The 24907-nt window shown below is 64.8% G+C and carries 26 protein-coding genes and 1 pseudogene; 5 read left to right on the forward strand and 22 right to left on the reverse strand.

Annotated features, from left to right (window positions below; translation table 11 throughout):
- The first annotated feature begins 102 nt into the window (after window positions 1-102).
- The gene (locus GR328_RS16080) at window positions 103-1071 is read left to right on the forward strand and encodes a LysR family transcriptional regulator (protein WP_160885535.1); all 969 of its coding nucleotides are present in this window, start codon (window positions 103-105) and stop codon (window positions 1069-1071) included.
- On the opposite strand, the gene acuI is transcribed toward GR328_RS16080, so the two are convergent.
- From acuI to GR328_RS16100, 4 genes are all read right to left on the reverse strand, one after another.
- Window positions 1035-2021 carry an acrylyl-CoA reductase (NADPH) gene (gene acuI / locus GR328_RS16085; protein WP_160885536.1) on the reverse strand — a complete coding sequence of 329 codons (987 nt, stop codon included), beginning with the start codon at window positions 2019-2021 and terminating at the stop codon, window positions 1035-1037. The two genes, GR328_RS16080 and acuI, sit on opposite strands and share 37 nt — an antisense overlap.
- A gap of 88 nt (window positions 2022-2109) precedes the next feature.
- Complete coding sequence (locus tag GR328_RS16090; RefSeq protein ID WP_170304130.1) at window positions 2110-3360, reverse strand: MFS transporter; 1251 nt, start codon at window positions 3358-3360, stop codon at window positions 2110-2112.
- A gap of 134 nt (window positions 3361-3494) precedes the next feature.
- Window positions 3495-4724 carry a cell wall hydrolase gene (locus GR328_RS16095; protein WP_343039403.1) on the reverse strand — a complete coding sequence of 410 codons (1230 nt, stop codon included), beginning with the start codon at window positions 4722-4724 and terminating at the stop codon, window positions 3495-3497.
- 106 nt (window positions 4725-4830) lie between these two features.
- Window positions 4831-5670, reverse strand: coding sequence for a helix-turn-helix domain-containing protein (locus GR328_RS16100; RefSeq protein WP_160885537.1), 840 nt, complete (start codon window positions 5668-5670; stop codon window positions 4831-4833).
- A 126-nt stretch (window positions 5671-5796) separates the two neighbouring features.
- Here GR328_RS16100 and GR328_RS16105 point away from each other — a divergent pair, with 126 nt between their 5' ends.
- Window positions 5797-6198 (forward strand): hypothetical protein, encoded by a 402-nt coding sequence (locus GR328_RS16105; RefSeq protein WP_160885538.1) that lies wholly within the window; start codon window positions 5797-5799, stop codon window positions 6196-6198.
- 52 nt (window positions 6199-6250) lie between these two features.
- Here GR328_RS16105 and GR328_RS28045 read toward each other — a convergent pair whose 3' ends face one another.
- The 13 genes and pseudogenes from GR328_RS28045 to GR328_RS16160 form a co-directional block, all read right to left on the reverse strand.
- Window positions 6251-6379 (reverse strand): hypothetical protein, encoded by a 129-nt coding sequence (locus GR328_RS28045; RefSeq protein ID WP_281351976.1) that lies wholly within the window; start codon window positions 6377-6379, stop codon window positions 6251-6253.
- Window positions 6380-6390: 11 nt separating this feature from the next.
- Window positions 6391-6579, reverse strand: coding sequence for a response regulator (locus tag GR328_RS27430; protein ID WP_343039404.1), 189 nt, complete (start codon window positions 6577-6579; stop codon window positions 6391-6393).
- Between the two features lie 46 nt (window positions 6580-6625).
- Window positions 6626-6946: an ATP-binding protein gene (locus GR328_RS27435; protein WP_343039405.1), complete on the reverse strand. Its 321-nt coding sequence runs from the start codon at window positions 6944-6946 to the stop codon at window positions 6626-6628.
- Window positions 6947-7079: 133 nt separating this feature from the next.
- Window positions 7080-7673, reverse strand: a pseudogene (locus GR328_RS27440) (PAS domain-containing protein); the annotation flags it as partial.
- 192 nt (window positions 7674-7865) lie between these two features.
- Window positions 7866-8171, reverse strand: coding sequence for a PAS domain-containing protein (locus GR328_RS16120; protein WP_160885539.1), 306 nt, complete (start codon window positions 8169-8171; stop codon window positions 7866-7868).
- Window positions 8172-8246: 75 nt separating this feature from the next.
- On the reverse strand, window positions 8247-8669 hold the full coding sequence (locus GR328_RS16125; protein WP_160885540.1) for a PAS domain-containing protein: 423 nt from the start codon (window positions 8667-8669) through the stop codon (window positions 8247-8249).
- Window positions 8670-9046: 377 nt separating this feature from the next.
- Complete coding sequence (locus tag GR328_RS16130; RefSeq protein ID WP_160885541.1) at window positions 9047-9397, reverse strand: GFA family protein; 351 nt, start codon at window positions 9395-9397, stop codon at window positions 9047-9049.
- Window positions 9398-9422: 25 nt separating this feature from the next.
- Entirely contained in the window at window positions 9423-9680 is a 258-nt protein-coding gene (locus GR328_RS16135) for a hypothetical protein (protein ID WP_160885542.1), read from the reverse strand.
- A gap of 6 nt (window positions 9681-9686) precedes the next feature.
- Window positions 9687-12365 (reverse strand): pyruvate, phosphate dikinase, encoded by a 2679-nt coding sequence (gene ppdK / locus GR328_RS16140; RefSeq protein WP_160885543.1) that lies wholly within the window; start codon window positions 12363-12365, stop codon window positions 9687-9689.
- Between the two features lie 320 nt (window positions 12366-12685).
- Window positions 12686-13336 (reverse strand): L,D-transpeptidase, encoded by a 651-nt coding sequence (locus GR328_RS16145; RefSeq protein WP_160885544.1) that lies wholly within the window; start codon window positions 13334-13336, stop codon window positions 12686-12688.
- A gap of 98 nt (window positions 13337-13434) precedes the next feature.
- Window positions 13435-15690, reverse strand: a complete 2256-nt coding sequence (glyS, locus tag GR328_RS16150) for a glycine--tRNA ligase subunit beta (RefSeq protein ID WP_160885545.1) — start codon at window positions 15688-15690, stop codon at window positions 13435-13437.
- Window positions 15691-15738: 48 nt separating this feature from the next.
- Window positions 15739-16680: a glycine--tRNA ligase subunit alpha gene (locus tag GR328_RS16155; protein WP_160885546.1), complete on the reverse strand. Its 942-nt coding sequence runs from the start codon at window positions 16678-16680 to the stop codon at window positions 15739-15741.
- Window positions 16681-16881: 201 nt separating this feature from the next.
- Window positions 16882-17766 (reverse strand): S49 family peptidase, encoded by an 885-nt coding sequence (locus tag GR328_RS16160; RefSeq protein ID WP_170304131.1) that lies wholly within the window; start codon window positions 17764-17766, stop codon window positions 16882-16884.
- A 157-nt stretch (window positions 17767-17923) separates the two neighbouring features.
- On the opposite strand from GR328_RS16160, the gene GR328_RS16165 reads away from it, so the two are divergent.
- Window positions 17924-18247, forward strand: a complete 324-nt coding sequence (locus GR328_RS16165) for a hypothetical protein (protein WP_160885547.1) — start codon at window positions 17924-17926, stop codon at window positions 18245-18247.
- 71 nt (window positions 18248-18318) lie between these two features.
- On the opposite strand, the gene GR328_RS16170 is transcribed toward GR328_RS16165, so the two are convergent.
- The gene (locus GR328_RS16170; RefSeq protein WP_160885548.1) at window positions 18319-19059 is read right to left on the reverse strand and encodes a tRNA1(Val) (adenine(37)-N6)-methyltransferase; all 741 of its coding nucleotides are present in this window, start codon (window positions 19057-19059) and stop codon (window positions 18319-18321) included.
- The gene (locus GR328_RS16175) at window positions 19052-19276 is read right to left on the reverse strand and encodes a putative signal transducing protein (protein ID WP_160885549.1); all 225 of its coding nucleotides are present in this window, start codon (window positions 19274-19276) and stop codon (window positions 19052-19054) included. The genes GR328_RS16170 and GR328_RS16175 overlap by 8 nt, the downstream gene beginning before the upstream one ends.
- A 112-nt stretch (window positions 19277-19388) precedes the next feature.
- On the opposite strand from GR328_RS16175, the gene GR328_RS16180 reads away from it, so the two are divergent.
- Both GR328_RS16180 and GR328_RS16185 read left to right on the forward strand, forming a co-directional pair.
- Entirely contained in the window at window positions 19389-20408 is a 1020-nt protein-coding gene (locus GR328_RS16180; protein ID WP_160885550.1) for a polyprenyl synthetase family protein, read from the forward strand.
- Between the two features lie 356 nt (window positions 20409-20764).
- Complete coding sequence (locus GR328_RS16185; RefSeq protein WP_160885551.1) at window positions 20765-21574, forward strand: MetQ/NlpA family ABC transporter substrate-binding protein; 810 nt, start codon at window positions 20765-20767, stop codon at window positions 21572-21574.
- Between the two features lie 86 nt (window positions 21575-21660).
- Here GR328_RS16185 and GR328_RS16190 read toward each other — a convergent pair whose 3' ends face one another.
- The 3 genes from GR328_RS16190 to GR328_RS16200 all read right to left on the reverse strand — a co-directional run.
- Entirely contained in the window at window positions 21661-22533 is an 873-nt protein-coding gene (locus GR328_RS16190; RefSeq protein WP_160885567.1) for a 4-(cytidine 5'-diphospho)-2-C-methyl-D-erythritol kinase, read from the reverse strand.
- A gap of 210 nt (window positions 22534-22743) precedes the next feature.
- Window positions 22744-24417 (reverse strand): tetratricopeptide repeat protein, encoded by a 1674-nt coding sequence (locus GR328_RS16195; protein ID WP_246215915.1) that lies wholly within the window; start codon window positions 24415-24417, stop codon window positions 22744-22746.
- A 361-nt stretch (window positions 24418-24778) separates the two neighbouring features.
- Window positions 24779-24907 (reverse strand): 4Fe-4S dicluster domain-containing protein (locus GR328_RS16200; protein ID WP_160885552.1); only part of this gene is annotated, 129 nt, incomplete at its 5' end.

A 24907-nucleotide genomic window follows, 5' to 3' on the forward strand; every position in this document is an offset into this window, starting at 1 on the left:
GCCGTCCGCGCCACGGCTGCGGAATGACCGAAGGATAATCTTTCCAGCATGCATAACCAGTGATAGATATGCAGGGTTTCCATTGCAGCATTGCAAGAGAAGATGGCCAAGCAACAGCAGCTCGATTGGGACGATTTCAGGCTCGTCAAAGTCATCGCCGAGGCAAACGGCCTTGCCGGGGCGGCGGAGCGGCTCGGCGTCAATCATTCCACCGTGTTCCGCAGGCTCGGCCAAATGGAGGAAAACCTCGGCGTCAAGCTCTTCGAACGGCACCGGACCGGTTACGTGCTGACACCCGCCGGAGAGGAAATGTCCGCGCTTGCTGAGCAGATGGAAGAGAACGTCACCTCGTTCACGCGCAAGCTCGCGGGCCAGGCCGTCGCACCTGCGGGCGAGTTGCGCGTGACCACGAACGACACGCTCCTCGTCCACATGCTGACGCATATCTTCTCGCGCTTCGTGAAGACCTGCCCCGAGATGCGCCTCGACGTGGTGCTCGCGAATCAGGCCCTCAACCTGTCGAAGCGCGATGCGGATGTGGCGATCCGCGCGACCGATGATCCGCCGGAGACGCTCGTCGGGCGGCGCGTGGCCACGATCGCCTGGGCCATTTATGGGCGATTGGAGGATTTCCCCGACCATTCCGAGCCGGCGGATCTTGGTTCCCCGGCGCTCTACCATCGCCCCTGGGTCGCGCTCGGAGACAATCTTGCGACCCTCAAGGCGGCCCGTTTCGTGCGGGACCGCGTGGCTCAGGAGAACATCGTCTACAAGGTGAACACGGTGCTGGGTCTGGCGGAGGCGGTGGAGGCGGGCATCGGCATCGGCCCTCTTCCCTGCTTCATCGCGGATGCGAGGCCCAACCTCGTGCGCCTCTCCGACGTGAACCCGGACTTCTCGGCGGGCCTGTGGCTGCTCACCCATCCGGATCTTCGCCAATCGGCCCGTGTCCGCGCCTTCATGGATTTCATGGCCGCGGAGATCGGCAAGCAGCGGCGCTGGATCGAGGGCAACGGCAGGAGGAAGCCGGCAGATCAGCCGATTTCCACCACCACGCGTCCCTTGACCTGACCGGCCACGATCCGGCTCCCGGCCTCCATCACCTCCTCGAGGGGAATGATGGAGGTCATGGATGCGAGCTTGGCGAGATCGAGTTCCTGCGCCAGCCGGTTCCACGCCTCGATGCGTAGGGGCCTGGGCGCCATCACGGAATCGACGCCGAGGAGCGACACGCCGCGCAGGATGAAGGGCGCGACACTCGCGGGCAGGTCCATGCCTGCCGCCAGACCGCAGGCCGCGACGGCACCGCCATATCTCGTCATGGAGATCACATTGGCGAGGGGAACCGAGCCGATCGTGTCGATTCCTGCGGCCCAGCGCTCCTTTCCGAGAGGCCGCACAGGTCCGGCAAGATCGCTGCGCTCCAGGATCTCGGCCGCGCCGAGGCTCTTCAGGTACGCGGCTTCCTGAGGCCGTCCCGTCGCGGCAATCACGTGCCAGCCTGCCTGGGCGAGCAGGGCGACGGCGACGGAACCGACGCCGCCGGCCGCGCCCGTGACGATGGCGGGACCGCGTTCAGGGGTGAGCCCATGCTTTTCGAGGGCCATCAGGCAGAGCATCGCGGTGTAGCCCGCCGTGCCGATGGCCATGGACTGCTGGGGGGTGAGGCCTTCGGGCAGCGGGATCAGCCAGTCGCCTTTCACGCGCACCTTCTGCGCATAGGCGCCCAGATGCGTCTCGCCCAGGCCCCAGCCGTTCAGGATCACCGCGTCGCCCCCCTTGAACTCGGGATGAGACGACGCCTCTACGGTTCCGACGAGATCGACACCGGGAATCATCGGAAAGCGCCGCACCACCGGCGCCTTGCCGGTGAGCGCCAGCCCGTCCTTGTAGTTGAGCGTGGAGTGGGACACGCGGATCGTGACGTCGCCGTCCATGAGATCGGCTTCGTCGAATTCGCGAAAGCCGACGGTTTGGCCGGCATCGGTCTTGTCGATGACGAGCGCCTTGAACGTTCCCATGCAGATTCCTCCTCCTCGCGCCGATTGTCGGCACGGGAGCGGGTCAGGGCAAGCGCGCGAGCCTCATCCCTTCGGACGAGACGGGGCCTTATTCGGCCGGCTGCAGCGCCGGGCCGCGCTCCACCGGGCGCTCCTTGATCGGCAGGTTGATCAGGGCCGATGCGACGCCCAGCGCGATCGAGAGCCACCATACGAGACTGTAGTTGCCGTAGATCTCGTACAGCTCGCCGCCGAGCCACACGCCGAGGAAACCGCCGACCTGGTGCGAGAAGAAGGCAAAGCCGTAGAGCATGGCCATGTAGCGTGTGCCGAACATCAGCATCACGAGGGAGGATGTGGGCGGCACAGTGGAGAGCCATAGAAGGCCGATGGAGATGCCGAAGAGAATCGAACTCGCAGGCGAGGCCGGGAGCAGGATGAAGACGGCGATCGCCACGGAGCGCCCGAAATAGATCCATGCCAGCAGCCAGCGCTTCGACATGCGGGTGGAGAGCCAGCCCGAACCGAGGGAGCCGAAGGCGTTGGCGAGACCGATCACGGCGAGCGTCCAGCCGCCGACGGAGGCCGAGAGACCGGCATCCTTCAGATAGGCGGGAAGATGCGCGGTGATGAAGGCGAGCTGGAAGCCGCAGGTGAAGAAACCGAGCACCAGCAGCACATAGGAGCGGTGCTGGAAGGCCTCGGTCAGGGCCTGCCTGATGGATTGATTCGGAACGTTGGCGGCGCTCCCCTGAGCCGCGCCCCCCGGACGGGTCGCGAGCGCCAGCGCCAGGGGCATCACGAGCAGGACGGAGCCCCCGAAGATGATGAGCGCCTGGTGCCAGCCGAAGGAGTCGATGAGCGCGTTGCCGATGGGCGGAAAGAGGAACTGGCCAAAGGAGCCCGCCGCCGTGCCCGCGCCGAAGGCCATGGGCCGCCACTGCTCCGGCAGGAGCTTGCCGAAGGCGCCGAGCACGAGATTGAACGACGAGCCGGAGAGACCGAAGCCGATGAGCACGCCCGCGCCGAGATGAAGGATGCCGGGCGTCGTCGCATAGGCCATCACCACGAGGCCGAGGGCGTAGAGCACGGCGCCGATGCAGAGGACCCGGAAGGCCCCGAAGCGATCCGCCACCGCGCCCGCGAAGGGTTGCCCGAGGCCCCAGAGGAGGTTTTGGACGGCGATGGCCAGGCTGAACGTGTCGCGCCCCCAGCCGAACTCCGTGGTCATCGGGATCTGGAACAGTCCCACCGAGGCGCGCGGGCCGAAGGTGATCAGCGCGATCAGGCATCCGGCGAGAACGATCAGTTCCGGGGAGACGCGGGATTGAGCGGTGGGTGCGGACATCGGTGCAGACATGGGCACGGCCCTCGAGCGGCAAATCGGAGGGCGGATACTAACGGAAGCGAAGCATCAGCAACATTGAAAGTTTATTGGCTTTGGCATGAGGAAGCGTGATGGATCGCAGCCTGCCCCGACACTGCACCCCTCTCTCACGTCTGCCCCGGCTTCAGCTTGTAGAAGATATGGCGGCCGATCACGTCCATCTTCTTGAGACGGCGCGCCCAGTAGGGACGCACGTAGTTGGCATGATAATGCGTGGCTCCGCCCACGTCGGCGAGGTAGGTCTTGCCTTCGAGCACGGCGCTCGCCACCCGCTTGGCCCGTTCCCAGGAGGTGGAATCGGTGATGCGCAGGGCCTTGCCCTCGCAGGCGAAGGTGAACTGGCACGCAAGGTGGCGATGACGGTTCTGATAGACGACGCCGCAGATCGTCGAAGGGTAAAGACCGCTCTTCACGCGGTTCAGCACCACCTGCGCGACAGCGGCCTGCCCCTCCTCCGGCTCGCTGCGCGCTTCGAAATAGACGGCCTCTGCAAGGCAGCGCTGCTCCTTGCTTATCTTGTCGGGATCGATCAGATCCGCATATCGCGGAGCCGCCGCCTCGTCCGATTTCGGCACGAGGCTCGTGCCATAGCCGCCCTTGTCGAAATGCGGCGATTGCAGCGAGACGGGCGCAGCGGCGATCTCGATGGGCGTCGCCTCCATGGGAGCCGGGGTCGCCGAGGACAGGGTGACGGCGCGCTTCACGATGGGCGTAGTGAGGCTCGCCGCGGCCCCGGTCGAACCGGCAGCGGCCGCGGCGGGCGACTGCACGGAGACGGATTGGCGCGTGGTGGTGAATTCAGGCGCCTCCCAGGGCTCGAAGCCCCGGTCCATCTCGGGCCCCTCCAGTTCCCCCTCCATGAGGACGGTGGGCGGCAGAAGCCGCTCGTCCTGACCGAAGAGAATGCGCGAACCGCCGGCCTGCGCGAGGTCGGGGCGAAGCTGGCTCGCCCGCAGCGACAGGGTGACGTGCGGCGCGACCAAGGGGTCACCCTTCCCGGAACGGTCGATCACCGGATCGGGCCCCGCATCCGCCTTGCGGTCGTCCTTGGGCGGCACCGTGGTCGCCATGTCGTCGGGCAGGTCGTAACGCGGCACGAACCGCAGGACGTCGCGCTCGAAATCGAGCCTCCCGCCCGCGATCGACATGCTGATGGGAGGAACGAGATCGGTCTGGGCCAGACGCGCCAGCGGGCCCCGGGCTGCGAAGCTCACGCCCGTCTGCGGGTCGTTGCTGGCGGAGGCGGTGAACGAGATCAGGAGGCCCGTCGCGAGCGCCCAGGGCGCCGTCGTGGCACAGATCCATTTCACCCGAGAGCGACGATACCGAAGACGCACGCGAACACCCACTCAAACCAGGGAAGCATCGGACAAAAGGCTTCCGTTCCTTATGGTTATCCGGGGTTAAGGTTGATGGGTGGTTAAGACAGGATGGCTGGCGGCATCAGGCGCCTGCGTCAGCCTGCCGCTTCCCGGCCGTGCGCCGCAGGATGTCTGCCGTCTCTGGATCGGCCGGGAAGAAGGCCTCGATGGCGAGTTCCGACAGGGTCACGTCGACGGGGGTGCCGAAGATCGTCGTCGTGCTGAAGAAGGTGAGCATGCCCTCCTCCGTCATCAGCTGCAGCGGCACGACGATGCCTCCAAGGTCCCTGGGGGAGCCGGAGGAACGTTTCGCTGCATCCGGAACCGGGTAGGCGCGCAGCTCCTCGATCAGAGCGGACAGAGCGGCATCGCCCGTCACGTTCACCTGATGGTGCAGACGCGCGACGAGATGATCGCGCCACTCCACGAAATTCACGATGCGCCGGGCAAGACCCGCCGGATGAACGCTCAAGCGGAGCACGTTCACGGGCGGCTTCAGCAGCACCGGATCGACGCCCTGGACCAGCGAGAGCAACGCGCCGTTTGACGCGACGAGCGACCAATGCCTGTCGACAGCGAGCGCAGGATACGGCTCGTGTCCTTTGAGCACGAGATCAATGGCCTCGCGCATGCTCTTCATGGCCGGATCGTCGAGGGGGCGCTCGGAATAGACCGGTGCAAAGCCTGCGGAGGCGAGCATCACGTTGCGCTCGCGCAAGGGCATGTCGAGCTTTTCCGCCAAGAGCTGCACCATCTCGCGGCTCGGCTGAGAGCGGCCGGTTTCCAGGAAGCTCAGGTGACGTGTGGAAATCTCGGCCTCGAGCGCGAGGTCGAGCTGACTCATGCGGCGGCGCTGGCGCCATTCGCGGAGGTAGTCGCCGAAGTGCTGAACGGCAGAAGCCGTGATCTTTGCAGGTTTCATGGGCAGCACGATAGCGCGCCCTCGCGTCCAACTCCATGACTTCCGAGGTAATCGACGCCGTTCCGCCGCTGGATGATCCTTCGATACGGTTGCGATGGTCAACCGCACATTCGAGAGGAACATGCCATGACGACGCTTCACCCCTCCCCGCTCCTTCGCCAAGCGCTTCTGGCGGACGCCACCACGAGCGGCGCGTTCGGCCTCCTGATGCTGCTCGCCGCCGGACCGTTGAGCCACCTGCTCGGATTGCCGGAAATGCTTCTGCGCGGCGCAGGCGCGATCCTCGTTCCTTACGTGGCGCTGCTCGCCTGGCTCGGCCTGCGAGAACAGATGCACAAGGCTCTCGTGTGGGCCGTCATTCTCGGCAACCTTCTCTGGGCTGCCGACAGCCTGCTGCTCCTCGTCAGCGGATCGGTGTCGCCGAGCGGCGCAGGCTATGCCTTCGTGATCGCGCAGGCGCTCGTAGTGCTGATGTATGCGGAGTTCCAGATCGTCGGCCTGCGCCGGTCGGAAGCCGTTGCGGCCTGAATGTCTGGCCTCGATCGAGAAGGGCCTGTTCTCCCCGGACAGGTCCTCCTCCTCAGGAACCTTGAAGGATGGCCTCGATCCGGGCCGCGAGGACATCGAGAGCAAAGGGCTTGGCGATGACTTCCATGCCCGGCCCCAGGAGCCCGGTGGAGAGGAGATTGCGCTCCACGTAGCCGGTCATGAAGAGCACCTTCAGATCCGGCCGCCGGTTGCGCAGGCATCGGCAAGCTGCCGCCCGTTCAGGCCGGGCAGACCGACATCGGTCAGCAGAAGATCGACCGGTTGTTCGGATTGCAGGATCGCGAGCCCCTGCGGCCCATCCTCGGCTTGAAGAACGCGATATCCCTGCTCGTGGAGCATCTCCACGATGAGATTGCGCACGACGTGCTCGTCCTCGACCACGGTCCCATGGGCCTTGGCGCGAATTTCAAGCGCCTCCGGCAGACGGCGTCTGAGGCCCGCATCTCCGACAGAAGGGCTCGAAGGCCCTCGCGAGCACGTCGTCGGACATGCCGGATCCGGTATCGGACACCGACACGGCGACATACTGGCCGGGCTCCACGTCCCGCTGAGTGGCGGCATAGGCTCGATCCAACGCGACATTCGCCGTCTCGATGACGATGGCCCCTCCCCCGGGCATGGCGTCCCGGGCGTTGATGACGAGATTCAGCAGCGCGCTTTCCAGCTGATTCGGATCGCAGAGAATAGGCCAGAGATCCCGGCCGGTCCTCAGCTCGACCCGTGTCACGGGTTGTGCGCCGGAAGAGCTCGTCCACCGCAGCCACGAGGCTGTTCACATCGACAGGTTTGGAATCGAGCGGCTGGCGTCTGAAAAAGGCGAAAAGACGATGCGTGAGCGCGGCAGCCCGGTTCGCCGAGGACATGGCAGCTTCGACGTAGCGCCCAACTTCACCACTACGCCCCTGCGCGAGGCGAGTTCGAATGAGATCCAGGCTGCCGATCACGCCGGTCAGCAGATTGTTGAAATCGTGAGCGATGCCGCCGGTCAGCTGGCCCACGGCTTCCATTTTCTGCGACTGCCGCAGCGCTTCCCCGACCTGTTTCAGCGCCTGGGCCGACTCCCTCCCGGCAGTGACGTCGCGCCCCACCGCGTGGATGAAACGCTCGCCCGAAACGGCTGTCCAAGCAATCCAGCGATAAGATCCGTCCCCGTGGCGGAGCCGGCTGTCGATGCTGCAGGTACTCGAATCGTGGGCAAGCCGCCGGACCGTCCGGCGGGCATCGTTCAGGTCGTCCGGGTGAATGAGGTCGAGGATCGGCGACCGGGCGAGATCTCCGCTCTTCCAACCGAGCATGCGGCTCCAGGCGGGGTTGGCCGCGACGATCGCTCCCTGGAAATCGCCGATGAGCATGAGGTCGGTCGAAAGACGCGAGAGGCGATCCCGATCCCGCGTCCGCTCCTCCACGCGCTTCTCCAGCATCGCGTTCAGATGGATCAATGCCTCCGCGGCCATCTTCCGATCCTGGATGTCGGTGTTGGTACCGATCCAGCGAATGACGCTTCCGGCGGGATCCCGAACGGGAACGGCTGTCGACAGGAACCAGCGGCAAGTCCTGACGCTCACCTTTCAGAGCCTGATCTCGCTTTCGAAGAGTGTCCCCTGTTGCAAGGCCTGCCCCAGGCCCGCGCGACGGCCGGATAGTCTTCATGATGGATGATGGGTTCCCAAGCCCCCTGCGAGTTCATCGAGAGTAACGCCGAGGAATTCGTGGAACCGTCCATTGAACCATGCCGCCGATCCATCCGGCCCTGCCTCCCAAACCTGATGGGGAACTGCTTCGAGAAGAGCCCGGAACCGTGCCTCGCTGGCGCGCAGCGCCTCTTCCGAGGCCTTGCGGTCGGTGATGTCCCGGTAGAAGGTCACGGTGCCGCCTGGAACGGGGCAGAGACGCAGCTCGAGCCAGCGGTCTTTCCCGAAGCCGAGACAGCGGCGCTCGATCGAGAGCTGCATCTGCTCGGCGAGGCATTTCCGGTATACGTCCTCGAGGACGGATCCCGCCGATGTGGGCCACGCCTCCCAATGGGTCTAGCCGATAATCGCATCCGCCTGCCGTCCATCGTACCTGAGGGCGACCGGGTTCAGCCTTGTGACCCGGAACTCCTCATCGAAAACGACGAAGCCGTCCCCGAGAGCTTCCAGGATCGCCTCCGACCGCTCATTGCTGGCGTTCAGTTCGCGCTCCCGCAGGACGCGGGCGGTCACGTCGCTGCCGTGAACGGCTATTCTGAGAAGCATTCCGCTCCCCTCCCGGACAGGCTGGAACGAGAACTCGACGAACCGCTCCTCTGCGGTGGCCCCGGGGCCCGCTTGGGAAGAGACAAGCACCGGAAGGAAAACAGGAGGAGCGATGCCGACGCGGGCTTGTTCGAGACGCCCCTTGAAACCTCGCCAAAGGGCCAGGGGCGTCTCGTCCAGGGAGAGGCCGGAGACATCCAGGCTTCCGGTCAACCTTCCGAAAGGTGTCATTCGCCAGGAGAACGGTATCGCTCCGGCTGTTCAGGCAGCAAAAGAAACCGGGCATCTGCCGAAGGATGGCGAGGAGCTGCGCCCCCCCGGCGTTGAGCGCGCCAAGAGCGCGGGCGTCGACCTGGGCGCCATGCAGATCGGGAGTGACGTTATCGTTCATAACGCTCGAACGGTGGGGCATCCTGAGCTTTCAGGGATGCAGAGTCAGTCCTCCCCAGCCGACGCTGCCCCTTTCTGGTTTGATCGGGAAACGATTGCCGCCTCATGCGAAGATCATTTTGTTCAAATGCTATTTGGTTTCGGATCAATCGTCTCGAATAGCTGTTCCGGAAGGGAAGTCGGTGAGACCCGGGCCTGCTTCAGAAATTCCGCCCGTCCACGGGAACGATCTTGAGCTGCGACAGATCCACGTCTTCGAGGCACCGAATGTTGATGGCCGCCGTCGCATCTCCTGTAGGCTTTCTGCCTTCCCCGAAAGGTGCGCAGCCGCACGTGGCGCAGAACCGATGACGGATCGTGTGCGTATTGAAGGTATAGGTGGAGAGGTCCTCCTCCCCGCGAAGGACGTTAAGGGCCGCCCGGGCTACGAATGTCAGGAGATAGCCCTTCCGACTGCAATGGGAACAGTTGCATTCGATCGCCTGCTGAAGATCGGCCTCGACTTCGAACGCAACCCGGCCGCAATGGCACGAGCCTTTGTACAGAGCCATTTCAACTCCTTCCGATATCCTGGTCTCACAGGGCCGTGATCAGCGTGACGATGAGACCTGCTCCGATCACGGCGATGAAGCGATCGCTCATCGTGAGCGGCTCGGCCCTGCCCTGCGCCGCCAGCTGGCTTACGACGATGTCGATGATCAGCGACACCGCGAAGGGCCACGCAGCCGGAGGCACGGCCATCTGCTGCCATTCGGGATTTTGACTGACGAGGAAACCGATGGCGATGCCGGAAACCAGCACCGCCCCGATATAGAGAAACCTGATGTGGGACACGGCCTTTTACGCCTGACTCGCCGCCTTGTTGCCCAGCGCCGCCTGAGCGGCTGCAAGGCGTGCGATCGGCACCCGGTAGGGCGAGCAGGACACGTAGTCGAGGCCGACCGACTGGCAGAAATGGATCGACGCCGGATCGCCGCCGTGCTCGCCGCAGATCCCGAGCTTGATGTTGGATCTCGTCTTCCTGCCGCGCTCGGCCGCGAGCTTCACCAGCTCGCCCACGCCTTCCTGATCGATGGTGACGAACGGATCGGTGGGCAGCAGTCCCTTCTGCGTGTAGGCGCCGAGGAAGGAGGCCGCGTCGTCGCGCGAGATGCCGAGCGTCGTCTGCGTGAGGTCGTTCGTGCCGAAGGAGAAGAACTCCGCCGATTGAGCGATCTCGCCCGCACGCAAAGCAGCGCGCGGCAGCTCGATCATAGTGCCGACCTGATACTCGACCGTCACGCCGGTTTCCTTGGCGACCGCTTTCGCCATGGCGACGATGCGCTCCTTCACGAGATCGAGCTCCGGCTTCGTCATGACGAGGGGCACCATGACTTCCGGCACCACGGGCTCGCCCGTGCTGCGCCCAGCCTCCACCGCGGCCTCGAAGATGGCGCGCGCCTGCATCTCGGCGATCTCGGGGTAAGCCACTGCCAGACGGCAGCCGCGGAAGCCCAGCATCGGGTTGAACTCGTGCAGATCGCGGGCTCGATGCCTCAGCTTGTCGACGGACGTGTTCATCGACTTCGCAACCTCTTCCATCTCCGCATCCGTGTGCGGAAGGAATTCGTGCAGCGGCGGATCGAGAAGGCGGATCGTGACCGGCAGACCGCTCATGATCGTGAACAGCTCGACGAAGTCCTTGCGCTGCATCGGCAGCAATTTGCTGAGCGCCGCGCGGCGGCCCGCCTCGTCGTCGGAGAGAATCATCTCGCGCACGGCGATGATGCGGTCGCCCTCGAAGAACATGTGCTCGGTGCGGCAAAGCCCGATTCCCTCCGCCCCGAAATTGCGAGCGGTCTTGGCATCGAGCGGAGTCTCGGCGTTGGCGCGCACCTTCATGCGGCGCACCTGGTCGGCCCATCCCATCAGGGTGGCGAACTCGCCGGAGAGTTCGGGCTCCAGCATCTTCACCTGGCCGAGCAGAACCTGCCCGTTCGAGCCGTCGATGGTGATGACATCGCCTTTCGTGAGAGTCTGGCCGGCGACGGTCATGGTCTGTTTCTGATAATCCACGCGGATCGAGCCCGCACCGGACACGCAGGGCTTGCCCATGCCGCGTGCGACCACCGCCGCGTGCGAGGTCATGCCGCCGCGGGTGGTGAGAATGCCCTCGGCCGCATGCATGCCGTGGATGTCCTCCGGCGAGGTCTCGACGCGTACGAGAATGACCTTGCGGCCTGCTTTCTTGGCGGCTTCCGCGTCATCCGAGTTGAACACGATCTCGCCCGAGGCCGCGCCCGGCGAGGCGGGCAGGCCCGACGCGAGAATCTTGCGCTCGGCCTTCGGGTCGATGGTCGGGTGCAGGAGTTGGTCAAGAGCCGCGGGCTCGACGCGGGCGATCGCCTCCTCCTGCGTGATCAGGCCCTCGCTTGCGAGCTCCACCGCGATGCGCAGCGCCGCTTTCGCCGTGCGCTTGCCGTTGCGGGTCTGGAGCATCCAGAGCTTGCCCTTCTCCACCGTGAATTCCATGTCCTGCATGTCACGGTAGTGCTTCTCGAGAATGCCGTAGATGCGCACCAGCTCGGCATAAGCCTGCGGCATCGCCCTTTCCATGGACGGCTTGTCGGAGCCCGAAGCGATGCGCGCGGCTTCCGTGATGTCCTGCGGCGTGCGGATGCCCGCCACCACGTCCTCGCCCTGCGCATTGATGAGGAACTCGCCGTAGAGCTGCTTCTCGCCCGTCGAGGGGTTGCGGGTGAAGGCGACACCGGTGGCGGAGGTCTCGCCCATGTTGCCGAACACCATGGCCTGTACGTTCACCGCCGTGCCCCAGCTCGCGGGAATGGCGTGCAGCTCGCGGTACTTGATGGCGCGGCTGTTCATCCAGGATCCGAACACGGCGCCGATGGCGCCCCAGAGCTGCTCCTGCGGATCTTGCGGGAAGGGCTTGCCGAGTTCCTTCTCGACAAGGTTCTTGTAGCGCGGAAGAATGGCCTTCCAATCCTCGGCGGTCATGTCCGTGTCGAGGCTGTAACCCTTGCGGTCCTTGAACTCGTCGAGCACTTCCTCGAAGTGGTGGTGTCCGAGCCCCAGCACCACGTTGGAATACATGGTGATGAAGCGGCGGTAGGAATCGTAGGCGAAGCGCTCGTCGCCGGCGCCCTTGGCGAGCGCCTCGACGGTCACGTCGTTGAGGCCGAGGTTGAGCACCGTATCCATCATACCGGGCATCGAGGCGCGGGCGCCGGAGCGGACAGAGACGAGCAGCGGGTTCTGGGCGTCGCCGAAGGTGCGGCCCGTGAGGCGCCCCACGAACTCGAGAGCATTCTCGACCTGACCTTTCAGCTCCTCGGGATATGAACGGCCATGGTCGTAATAGTAGGTGCAGACTTCCGTGGTGATGGTGAAGCCCGGAGGAACCGGCAAGCCCAGATTGGACATCTCGGCGAGGTTCGCTCCCTTGCCGCCGAGCAGGTTCTTCATCCCCGCCTGGCCCTCGGCCTTGCCGTCTCCGAAGGTATAGACCCACTGCGTCATCGCTTAACCTCTTGGATCGTGAAACGCCCTGCTGCAGCGTTGATCATGGCTTGAAGCATCTGCTTCCCAAACGCAAGCTGAACAGCCAAGGTTCCTTTGTTGCAGGATGACGACCAAAGTGTCACTTCAAGAGCGCAGCTGCCATCCTTATTCACCGTGGCCGGGCTTGTCCCGGCTATCTCGATCAGAAAGGCGCTGCGCTCCACGGATCGGGATCACCGGCACAAGGCCCGTGATGACGTGGCGCCGGAGGAGATAACGCTGGAGGGAAACAAAAAGGCCGGGACGTGCCCGGCCGTGCTGTCTTCTGGATTGTCAGGTCAGACCCGGTAGCGCCCATTGCGCTTCACGTAGACTGTCGCGCCGACCGGGACACGCTCGTAGAGGTCCACGATGTCCTCGTTGAGCATGCGCACGCATCCGGAGGAGACCTGCTCGCCGATGCTCCAGGGCTCGTTGGTGCCGTGGATGCGGAAGAGAGTGTCCCGGCCGCCCTGGTAAAGGTAGAGGGCGCGGGCGCCGAGCGGGTTGTCAAGACCGGCTTGGAGGTGGTCCGGCAGGTCCGGCTTGATGCTCTTCATGGTCTTGGTGGGCGACCAGGCGGGCCACACACCCTTGCGGCCGATGGAGGCCACGCCCTTCCAGGAGAAGCCCTGCTTGCCGACGCCGACGCCATAGCGAATCGCCTTCTTGTCGGGCTGCACGAGGTAGAGCATGCGCTCGTCGATATCGACCACGATGGAGCCGGGTTTCTCGGGACCATGATAGGCCACCGTCTGCTTGGCGTATCTCGCGTCCATCCTCCGGCGATCGACCAGCGGCACATCGAACGGCTTGTCCGGCATGGAGCCGATGTACCAAGCCGCGTATTCGTTCGCCGGCGCCTCGATGGGTGCAGAGGTCTGCTGGGCGGTTTGGCAGGCGGAAAGGGAGGCGCTCAGGAGAGCGCCGAGAAGCAGGCGTCGGATCATGACTCAGGTCTACCGGAAAAGGTGTGACCAAGTACCTAGGGCCAAGAGGGGCTTTTGGCTGTGCCCCTCTTGCAACACCTTGATAGGAAATAACGCTGTTATCCTTCGATCCGGGAGAAATCGGCCACCGTACGGGTCGCCTCCCGGAAGCTGTTGAGGAGACGCAGGCGGTTCGCCCGGACGGCCGGGTCCTCCGCATTCACGGTCACCTTGTCGAAGAAGGCATCGACCGGCTGACGCAGGCGGGAGAGAGCTCGCATCGCGCCCTCGAAATCCTCCGATTCGACGGCGGTGGCAGCCTCCTGGCGTGCCTGGTGGAGAACGACCGCGAGCGCCTTCTCCTCGATGAGACCGTGATCGTTCACGATCTGGAGGTCGGGTGCCTCGTCATAGGCGCGTCCGTCCTTCTTCTCCTCGATGCGCAGGATGTTGGCTGCGCGGCGATAGCCGGCGAGCAGGTTCGCGCCGTCCTCCGTGTCGAGGAAGCGGCCCAGCGCCTCCACGCGGCGGACGATCATGAGCAGGTCGTCCTGTCCTTCGAGCGAGAACACCGCGTCGATGAGATCGTGACGCGCCCCCTGGTCGCGCAGATAGACCTTCAGACGGTCGGCGAAGAAGGAGAGGAGATCCAACGCACGCACGTGCATGATGCGCGCCAGCTTCTCTGCCTCGGCGATCTGCCGCTGCCTGAAAATACCCGCCAGCTCCGAAACCGATGGGTGCTCCACCACAGGGGCAAACGGGCTCTGCTCGATCGCTTCTATGAGCTCTTTCGCCTTCAAGAATTCGGCGAAAAGGGCGGAGCTTGCCGTTCTGGCAAAAGGCTTTGCAAAAAGGCTGGTCAGCGAAAGCTTCAGATTGTTCTCCAAGACCAACCGGATCACGCCCAGTGCTGCGCGGCGCAGGGCATAAGGATCCTTCGATCCCGTCGGCTTCTCGTCGATCGCCCAGAACCCCACGAGCGTGTCGATCTTGTCGGCGAGCGCCACCGCAACCGATACCGGATCGGTCGGCACGCGGTCCGAGGGTCCAAGCGGCTTGTAGTGCTCCTCGATGGCGGCTGCGACCGACGGATTCTCACCCTGCAAGGTCGCGTAGTAACGGCCCATGAGCCCCTGCAGTTCGGGGAACTCGCCGACCATCTCGGTGACGAGATCGGCCTTGGCGAGACGCGCGGCGCGCTCGGCCAAGGCGGGATCGGCGGCGACGACGGGCGCCAGTTCTCTGCTGAGCGCCGCGATGCGCTCTACGCGCTCGTACTGCGTGCCGAGTTTCTCATGGAACACGATGCTCTCGAGTTTTTCGAGACGCTCTTCGAGCTTCACCTTCTGGTCTGTCTCCCAGAAGAACTTGGCGTCCGACAGACGCGCACGCACCACGCGCTCGTTGCCGCCGACAATTGTCTTGCCGCCATCCGCCGCCACGAGGTTGGAGACAAGGATGAACCTGTTCGCGAGCCTTCCGGTCGCCGGATCGCGCAGCACGAAGCATTTCTGGTTCGCGCGGATGGTGGTGCGGACCACCTCCGGCGGAATGTCGAGGAAGGCTTCGTCGAACGAGCCCATGAGCACCACGGGCCATTCGACGAGCCCCGCGACTTCCTCCAGCAGCCCCTCGTCCTCGACGAGTTCGAGGCCCTGCGCGAAGGCGAGGTCCTTCGCATCGTGCAGGATCATGTCCTTGCGGCGGTCGGCGTCGAGCACGACCTTCGCGCGCTCAAGAGCGGGCACGTAATCGTCGAACCGCCTCACGCGGATCGGATCCGGCGCAAGGAAGCGGTGGCCGGAGGTGGCATCTCCGGAGGAGACGCCGTCGACCTCGAAGCGCACGACCTCCGGATCTTCCGTCTCGGGGCCGAAGGTGCAGAGGATCGATTGCAGGGGACGCACCCAGCGCAGGCTTCCGGCCTCGGCGGAGGCAGCGCCCCAGCGCATGGATTTCGGCCAGGGAAAGCTTCTGACGATCTGCGGCAGGATCTCGGCCAGCACGTCCGTGGTGGCGCGGCCGGGCTTTTCGATCACGGCCACGTAGAACTCGCCTTTCTTCGGATCGCTCTCGATCCTCGCCTGATCGATGGAGGCGAGCCCCGCCCCCTTCAGGAAGCCTTGGATCGCCGCGTCGGGCGAGCCGACGCGCGGACCTTTGCGCTCCTCGCGCACGTCCTTACCCTTCACGGGCAGACCCATGATCGTGAGCGCGAGGCGGCGAGGCGTCGAGAAGGCCTGCGCGCCCTCGTAGAGGAAGCCGCGCTCCACCAGCGCATCGGTCACAAGCTTCTTCAAATCCTCCGCCGCGCGGCGCTGCATGCGGGCGGGGATTTCTTCGGAAAAGAGTTCGAGGAGAAGATCGGGCATGGGAGATCTGAAATCTGGGTGTTGAGGGAACGGGTGAGCGCGTGGCTTTTAAGCAGCCACGCCCCCGCCCTCGGTCTTCAGCCATGCCGCGCCGCAGGCCTTCGCCAGTTCTCGGACGCGCAGGATATAGCTCTGACGCTCGGTGACGGAGATCACGCCGCGCGCGTCGAGCAGGTTGAACACGTGGCTGGCCTTGATGCACTGGTCGTAGGCCGGCAGCGCCATGAGATGGCGGCTATCGTTGGAGCCTGACCGCGGCTCGCCCGCTTCGAGATACTTACGGCAGGCGGCTTCAGCGTCGCGGAAGTGGCGGAACAGCATCTCGGTGTCGGCATATTCGAAATTGTGGCGCGAATATTCCTGCTCGGCCTGCAGGAACACGTCGCCATAGGTGACCTTTCGGTCGCCTTCGAGGCCGTTGAAGTTGAGGTCGTAGATCGACTCCACGCCCTGCAGATACATGGCGAGGCGCTCCAGCCCATAGGTCAGCTCGCCCGCGACCGGCGAGCACTCGAAGCCCGCCACCTGCTGGAAGTAGGTGAACTGCGACACTTCCATGCCGTCGCACCAGCATTCCCAGCCCAGGCCCCAGGCGCCGAGTGTCGGGCTTTCCCAGTCGTCCTCGACGAAGCGGACGTCATGGACCGCCGTGTCGATGCCGATGGCCTCGAGGGATCCGAGATAAAGCTCCTGGAGGTTCGGCGGGTTCGGCTTCAGGATCACCTGAAATTGGTAATAGTGCTGAAGGCGGTTCGGGTTCTCGCCGTAGCGCCCGTCCTTCGGGCGGCGGGAGGGCTGCACATAGGCCGCGCGCCAGGGCTTCGGTCCCAGCGCCCGCAAGGTCGTGGCCGGGTGGAAGGTACCTGCGCCGACCTCCATGTCGTAGGGCTGGAGAATGACGCAGCCCTGCTCCGCCCAATAGCGCTGGAGCGTTAGGATCAGGCCCTGGAAAGAGCGCGCAGGATTCATGTGCGCGGGTTCGCTCGTCATCAGTCGCGTCCGGTTTCGAGAAAATGTCAGGCGAACCCTTGGGATGACGGGGGCTTCAAGTCAAGCGCCGCCCTTCATCCCCTCCCCTTTGCGAGGAGGGTCATGATGGGGTCCGATCCCCCTCTCGTCACGGCCGGGCCCGTCCCAGCCACCCCGATCGGGAAGGCACAAATCCCCGGGACAAGCCTGGGGGCGAAGCACTTACAACCCCAGCCGCGCCCAGGCGGCCCGCTCCTCCAGCGCCCCCACGACTTCCGCCGGGTCGAGGAGGCTGCCTCCGATCAAGGGGCGGCGGCCGATCAGGCGGGCCAGGAATGGCGGGCGGGCGGGCTCGATCATGCGGAACTGCACATCGTCGCCGTAGCGTTGGCGCAGGATGGAGCGGACGTCGCCCAGGCCGTCGACGAGGCCGAGATCCACCGCCTCGGCGCCGACCCAGAAGGCGCCGGAGAAGAGATCCTCGTAGGAATCGTTGAGCCTCTCCCCCCGGCGGGTCTTCACGAGGTCCACGAAGACCTCGTGAATCTTGGCTTGGAGCCCCTTGAGGCGCGCCACGTCCTCCGGGTTTTCTGGCCTGAACGGGTCCAGCATCGCCTTGTTCTCGCCGGCCGTGTGAACGCGCCGCTCCACGCCGATCCGGGCGATCAGCTCCTGGAAGCCGAAGCCCGCCGATACCACGCCGATGGAGCCCACGATGGAAGCCGGGTCGGCAAAAATCTCGTCCGCCGCGCAGGCGATCATGTAGCCGCCGGACGCCGCGGCATCCTCCACGAAGGCCAGAACCGGGAGCTTCTTCTCCTCCGCGAGGCTGCGGATCCGCCTGAAGATCAGATGCGACTGGGCCGCCGATCCGCCCGGGGAGTTGACGACGATCGCCACGGCTTTGGCGCCCGGCACGGAAAACGCCCGTTCCAGCAGTTGCGCCACGTTCGCCATGGCAAGCCCTGAGCGGAAGGATGTGACGGTTCCGATGGCGCCCGACAGGCGCACGACCGGCACGATGGGATGACGATAGCTGCGGTACCGGCTTGGAAGAAGAACCTGGAGGCTGGCAGGAAGCATGGAGGTGAGAGATGTATGGGCCATAGCCCTCATGTAGTGCGTCAAGCACAGCTTCCCAAGATGAACATACCGTTAGGGAAACCTTCGGCGTTCGTTCAGTTAATCCCCCTTAGAACACTGAGCATGAACCATCGTACCCGCCGCCTCTGGCATGAGCGCGAGCGGCGAAGGAGAGAGTGACATGCGCAAATTGCTTTTCGGTCTTCTCGGATTTGCGACCCTTGGCTTTGCCGCCCTGTCGGCCCCGCAGGCCGAGGCTCAGCCCTATTACGGCTACGGCTATCGGGGACCGGCCGTCGAATACCGTGTCGGTCCCCTACTGGTGCGCCATGAATATGGCCGCCCCCATTACCGCCGCCGGTACTACCGCCCAGCCCCCATCTATCGCCCGACACGCGTGGTTCGCCGCTGCTGGGTCGAACGGCAGCGGGTCTGGAACGGCTACCGCTGGGTCCGCCGCCCGGTCGAGGTCTGCCGCACAGTCCGCAGACCCCGCCGCTGGTAATTTCGAAAAGGGCGCATGACGCATCGGATGGATCCCAAAAGCGGTCACCATCCGATGCTCCGGCGCCTTTTTCACAGGAGATCCGCCTCCCCCCGGTGCAGGGCCTCGGCCTGAGGCGTGAGTCGCCCGTCGGATCCGTTGAGGACGAGAGGCGGCAGGACCCCCAATGGGGCCCGGCTGCCCCTAGTGCCGGAGATGAGAACCCGGATGGCGGGCTTCTCGGCGCTGGGATGCACGAAGCGGAGCCCGATTCCGCCTAAGGGGCCGCTCAGCGCCTCCAGGCATTCGGCCAGCCGGTCGGCCCGGTGAATCAGAACGAGGTGGCCCCTGGGCCTGAGGAGGCTCAGGCATGCCTTGAGCCAGGCCTCGAGCCCTCCCGCGGGAAGAGCATGGGCCGCCGCCCGCCCCCGATTCGGCGAGATTCGCGCCTGCCCCTCCTCGAGAAACGGGGGGTTCGTCAGAACGAGGTCGGCCGATTCCGGAAGGAGGCCGGCCTCCCGGCGAGCGGCCTTGTCCAGAACGTCGGTCACGAAAATCTCGGCCTCAATGCCATTCTCCCGGCAGTTCCGACGACAAAGCTCCGCAAGAGCGAGGTCCCGCTCCACGAAACCGAGATGCACTCCCTTCTCCCGCGCTGCCACCATGAGGCCGACGGCCCCGGTGGAGGCGCCCACGTCGAGCACTCTGTCGTCGGCTTTTGCGGGAGCGGAAGCGGCCAGCAGCACCGCGTCGGTTCCCGCCCGATGCCCCTTGGCGGGCTGGGCCAGGGGGACGCGCCCGCCCAGCAAGTAATCTTCCGTGATCTCATCCATGACGCAGCTCGGCTTCGAGGCCCGCCTCCCGGATCAGCCTCCGGGCTTGGTCCGCGTCGTCGTCGGGCACGAGGAGCCGCCTGGGAAAGGCGCCGATCATCCCCTCAAGGGCGCTCATATGGGCGTCCGCCACGAGAACTGGGATATTGGCGTTCTCCAATAAGGATTGTAGGAAGCCGACCATAACGAGATCGTTCGTGCGGACGATTTCGACCATCGGCTGACAACCTTCCTTTGCGGTAAGCGTTTGCATTGCAGCATGGAAAATGCCATGCCACGATGAATGATATTCCTACCGGCCACGCCGGCCGGCAACCCGGGTTTGAGACGTGGGCGTCGTCGTTCCTTTCGAAGATAAGCATCCTGAAAAGAATGCGGGCATCGAGAAGCTCGTCTCCCTTGTGGCCTCCGACATGCAGCGGGTCAATGCGATGATTCTCTCGCGCACGGGATCCGAGGTCACCATGATCCCGGAGGTTGCGAACCATCTCATCTCCTCGGGCGGCAAACGCCTGCGCCCCATGCTCACCCTCGCGACTGCCGGCCTGTCGGAGTACGAGGGCGACGGCCACGTGAAGCTCGCGGCTTCCGTCGAGTTCATGCACACGGCCACGCTGCTCCACGACGACGTGGTGGACGAGAGCGACATGCGCCGGGGCAAGGTCGCCGCCCGCATCAAATGGGGCAACGAGGCGAGCGTGCTCGTGGGCGACTTCCTGCTGGGTCAGGCCTTCCGCATGATGGTGGAGGTAGGCTCGCTGCGCGCCCTCGACATCCTCTCCGCCGCCGCGACCGTGATCGCCGAGGGCGAGGTAATGCAGCTTGCCGCCGCCAAGAACACTGAGACGACGGAGGACGAATACCTCGCTGTGATCAGGGGCAAGACGGCAGAGCTCTTCGCCGCCGCCTGCGAGGTCGGCCCGGTGATCGCCAACCGGCCCAAGGCCGAGCAGGCCGCCTGCCGCTCCTACGGCATGAATCTCGGCATCGCTTTCCAGCTTGTCGACGATGCGCTCGACTACGGCGGCAAGGCCGCGATGCTGGGCAAGAACGTGGGCGACGATTTCCGTGAAGGAAAGATCACTCTGCCGGTCGTCCTCTCTTTCCGCCGCGGCTCAGCGGAAGAACGCGCCTTCTGGAAACGCGTGCTCGAACAGAGCGAGATCGAGGACGGTGATCTGGAGCAGGCTATCGCGATCATGCGCCGCCACAGGGCATTGGAGGACACGGTCGAGCGCGCCCGCCATTACGGTTCCATGGCTCGCGACGCGCTCGCCCTCTTCCCGGCGAGTCCCATGAAGCAGGCCCTGCTGGACACGGTGGATTTCTGCATCGCCCGAGCGCACTGAGCCGCATGGCAGGCTTGTTCTTTATACAGAACAAATCGATTGACATAAAATCCATGCGACCTAAAAGCATTCCTGTCCCGGGCGGCTCCGCCGCTTTGGGACCGCGGTGATTTGAGACGAGCAGCTTGCCCCGCGTGACCAAAGGCTAAAGCGCCACGAGCGACTTCCGCCTCGTGGTTCACGAGGAGCATCGGCCATGACGCGTCCAACACCCATGTCGGCCACCATGTGGCCCCATCCGCCTTCCCGAGTCGGGCGGTGTCGCCGCTTCGCGGCCTGATCGTTCTTCCTTCCCTCGAACCATATGTCCGGCTTCGGGTTGAAGCCTGGAAAGATTCTGCCCGAAAGGTACCCTCATGTCCGTCTTCACCCGTCGCATCCTCCTGTCCGCGACCTTCGCCCTCGGTGCCGCTCTGACCGCGGCATTGCCCGCCGCCGCCCAGCAGAAGAGCATCAAGGTCGGCGTCATGTCTGGAGCCGAGGAAGAGGTGGCGCAGGTCGTCAAGAAGGTAGCGGCCTCCAAGGGCTTGAACGTCGAGCTCGTTCCCTTCTCCGACTACGCCCTCGTGAACGAGGCGCTGGAGCGCAAGGACCTTGACGCCAACGCCTTCCAGCACAAGCCCTATCTCGATGCGCAGATCGCGGCGCGTGGATACAAGATCGTGCCTGTGGGCTTCACGTTCGTGCAGCCTATCGGCCTGTACTCGACCAAGGTGAAGTCCGTCGCCGATCTGCCGAAGGGCGCGAAGATCGGCATCCCGAACGATCCGAGCAACGGCGGCCGCGCCCTGAACCTCCTGGCCCAGGAGGGTCTGATCGAGCTCAAGGAGGGCAAGGGCCTGTCGCCGAGCCTGCTCGACATCGCCGAGAACCCGAAGAACATCCAGTTCTCCGAACTGGACGCCGCGCAGCTGCCCCGCGCCCTGCCCGATCTCGATGCGGCTGTGATCAACACCGATCATGCCCTCAACGGCGGCCTCGACATCCGCGAGGACACGATCGCGGTCGAGAAGCGCGAGGGCAATCCCTACGCGAACTTCGTCGCGGCCCGTCAGGGCGACGAGAACCGCCCGGAGATCAGGACCTTCGTGGAATCCTACCAGTCTCCCGAAGTCGCGAAGTTCCTGGAGGAGCGCTTCAAGGGCGCCATCATTCCGGCCTGGTAAGCGGCTGCCTGCACACCATTGGTGATCCTGCGTCATCACCGGCCCAAGGCCGGTGATGACCAAAGGCGGTCAAATGCCCCCGACGCCTACCGAAGGCTCGTCGCCTCCACCCACCAATCCGGCTTGCTGGCGGCAATGGCGCGAACCGCCTCCGCCGCGGTTCGAGAATCCTCATACAATCCGAAGACAGTCGCGCCCGAGCCGGACATGCGCGCAAGGCGGCAGCCCTCGGTCCGGGCGAGGAGTTCAAGCGCGGCTCCGATCACCGGCTGAATGGCGAGAGCAGGCGGTTCGAGATCGTTGCGCGCAGTCTTCAGAATCTCCAGCAGGGAATGAGCGGATGCCATCTCCAGGACGGGATGTGCCGCGCCTCCCAAGGATTGCCCCGGCTGCAATCCGAGCGCCCTGAACACGGCGGGAGTTTCGACAAGAACGCGAGGATTCACGAGCACGGCGAATAGCGGCGAAATTTGGAGCGCGGGCCCGAGCTCCTCCCCGATCCCCCGCATCATGCGGGCTCGAGGGTCGAGGCAGACCGGCACATCGGCCCCCGTGAGCCGTGCCGCTTCGCGCAAGGATGGATGCGACAGGGGCAGATCGTTGAGCTGCGCCAGCAGCCGCAGAGCCGCCGCGGCGTCCGAGGACCCTCCGCCGATTCCCGCGGCCACGGGCAGGCGCTTGGCCAGATGGAAAGCTCCGACCCTGAGCCCCTCCACACGCTCGGACAGATGGTGCGCTGCCTTCAGAACGAGGTTGTCCGCATCGTTTCCCGCCAGAGCGGCCGTCGGGCCTCTGACCTGCAGCGAAAGCCGGGACCCCGGCACCAGTTGGACATCGTCGGCCACATCCGCGAAGGCCACGAGACTCTCCAGCGTGTGATATCCGTCAGGCCGCCGCCCCAGGACATGGAGCGTCAGGTTGATCTTGGCTGGAGCGCGGGTGGCGAGAGACCGGGACATGCTCTTTCCATGCCCGAGCCACGGCATGATGGGAAGAGACATCCCCCACCTCTTCGTCACCGCCCCCCTTCTCGCTTCGTCGGCACCGGCCCTGTGCCGGGCATCTCGACGGCATGATGGGCGGCGCTCGTCCGATCGGGACCGCCGTGACTGATCCCCGGATCAAGTCCGGGGACGGCCATGGCGGAGAACATGTGATCGAATGAGGAACTACCCGCCGCTCTGCGACACGGGAGCCGGCGCCGGAGCGGGGGCGGTTTCAGCAGCCGCTGGCTTCGGCTCCTCCTCCAGACCGCTATCGATCTTCTTGAGGATCTTCACAAGATCTTCCGGCTCGGGATTCGAGGCCTTGGCGTGGTCCCACTGGAACTTCGCTTCGAGCTTGCGGCCCACCTTCCAGTAGGCATCACCGAGATGATCGTTGATGGTCGGATCGCCGGCCTTCAGCTCCACGGCCTTCTCGAGCTCGCGCACGGCATCCTCGTAGCGGCCCATCCGGTAATAGGCCCAGCCGAGGGAGTCGATGATCATGCCGTCGCGGGGGGCGAGTTCCACTGCCTTTGTGAGCATCTCGAAGGCTTCTTCGATATTCTCGTTCCGGTCGACCCAGGAATAGGCGAGATAGTTCATCACCTGCGCCTTGCCGGCCGGCAGGGTGTCGGGCACCAGCTCCAGCGCCTTCTTGAGATCCGCTTCGGCCTTGTCCCATTGCTTGGCCCGCTCATAGGACGTGCCGCGATAGAAGAAGAGGATCCAGTGGCCGCGCTGGGGCGTGCCGACGAGCTCGATGGCCCGGCTGTACGTCTCGGCCGCCTCCGCGAACTTCTTGCGCGAGCGCTGCACGTTGCCGAGCGCCATGACGACCTCCACGTCGTCCGGGCGCTCCTTCATGAGCTTGTCGAGATAAGCCATGGCCTCCTCGCCGCGCCCCATCTGCTCGTAATTCTGGCCGATGGCGATGTCGGCGCTCGTGCGCACGGCCGAGTCCTTCGGCACGCGGTCGAATATTGCGTTGGCCTGCTCGTACTGCTTGAGGCGCTCATAGACGTCGCCCAGGGTAATGAGGGCCAGCGGATGCTCCGGCTTCAGGTCGAGTGCGAGCTGGAGATAGATGATCGCGGTCAGCTCGTCGCCCTGGGTGTTGCCCACAACGCCGAGTCCGTAGAGCAGCTCGGCCGCACCATCCTGGGCATTGGCGACGAGGGGCATGAGGGGCTTGTCCTGCTCCAGCGCCGTCAGCGCCGTCATCACGATGGGATGACGCGGAGCGAGCTCGTCGAAGGCCTTGTAGACGGCGATCGCCTCGTCCTTCTTGCCGCGCTTGGCCAGGAAGCGGCCATAGGCGTCCACCACCTGCAAGGTGTTCTTCTCACCTTCATAGGCAGCCTTGAAACGCTTCTCGGCCTCTCTGGCGTTGCCGACCACATCCGCAATGAGGGCCGCGTGGTACTCCCGGAACTGATTGAAGGCCTGCTCGCTCTTGAGCTTGTCCACGGTCGCCAGCGCCTGCTTGCCGTCCTTCGAGCCCGCATAGGCCCAGGCCGTCAGAAGCGTTGCGGTGAGGTCGGCCTGGCGGCCGCGCGTTCCCTTGGCGAGACGGGCGCGGGCATCGGCGTATTTCTTCGCCTTCATGGAGCGCACCGCAAGGGCGAACTGGGCCAGGTTGTTGGACGAATCGCGCTTGGACAGGCGTTCGGCCGCCCGATAGGCCTCCTGCATGGAACCGTTGCCGAGGAACGCGACGAAGCCGCGCTCCAGCAACTCCTGATTGCGCGGATCGGCCTCGATGGCCTCACGGAAGAACAGCGCTGCGGCCTGAGTATCACGGGCGGAGCCGGCCACATAGGCCGAGAGGAAGTTGCCCTCGAGGCTCTGCGCGGGCATCAGAGTCTCGTTCGGGTCCGTATTGACCGCCAGGGCCGGCGAGCCCAGGAGTCCTGCCGCCATCAAAACAAGTACAGACAAACCCTTGCGGGTCAAAGATAATTTGAACGTTGGCACGAAGCGCGGCTCCAATCATCGCGACATCTCGGGAACAGGATGTAAGGAGATGTGCGCCAAATCAGGCCGGAGAATGGCGCGTCGCCCGAACTGTCGCAAGGGGGGAGATTGACGCTGTGGGCGTAAAAGCCGCCCGAGGGGGAGGATTTGATCCGACAAAGACGGAGCAAAAGAGCCCTCGCGGGATGGCCGGGCAGTCCCGGCCATCCCGATGCGACGGGCGCGGCCTCTCTCGTGCCGGCCCTTACATATTGACGTAGTTGGGTCCGCCGCCGCCCTCGGGGGTGATCCAGGTGATGTTCTGGTTGGGGTCCTTGATGTCGCAGGTCTTGCAGTGGACGCAGTTCTGGGCGTTGATCTGGAAGCGCACGCC

Origin of the sequence: Microvirga makkahensis, from assembly GCF_009830105.1 — a bacterium.
GTDB lineage: Bacteria > Pseudomonadota > Alphaproteobacteria > Rhizobiales > Beijerinckiaceae > Microvirga > Microvirga makkahensis.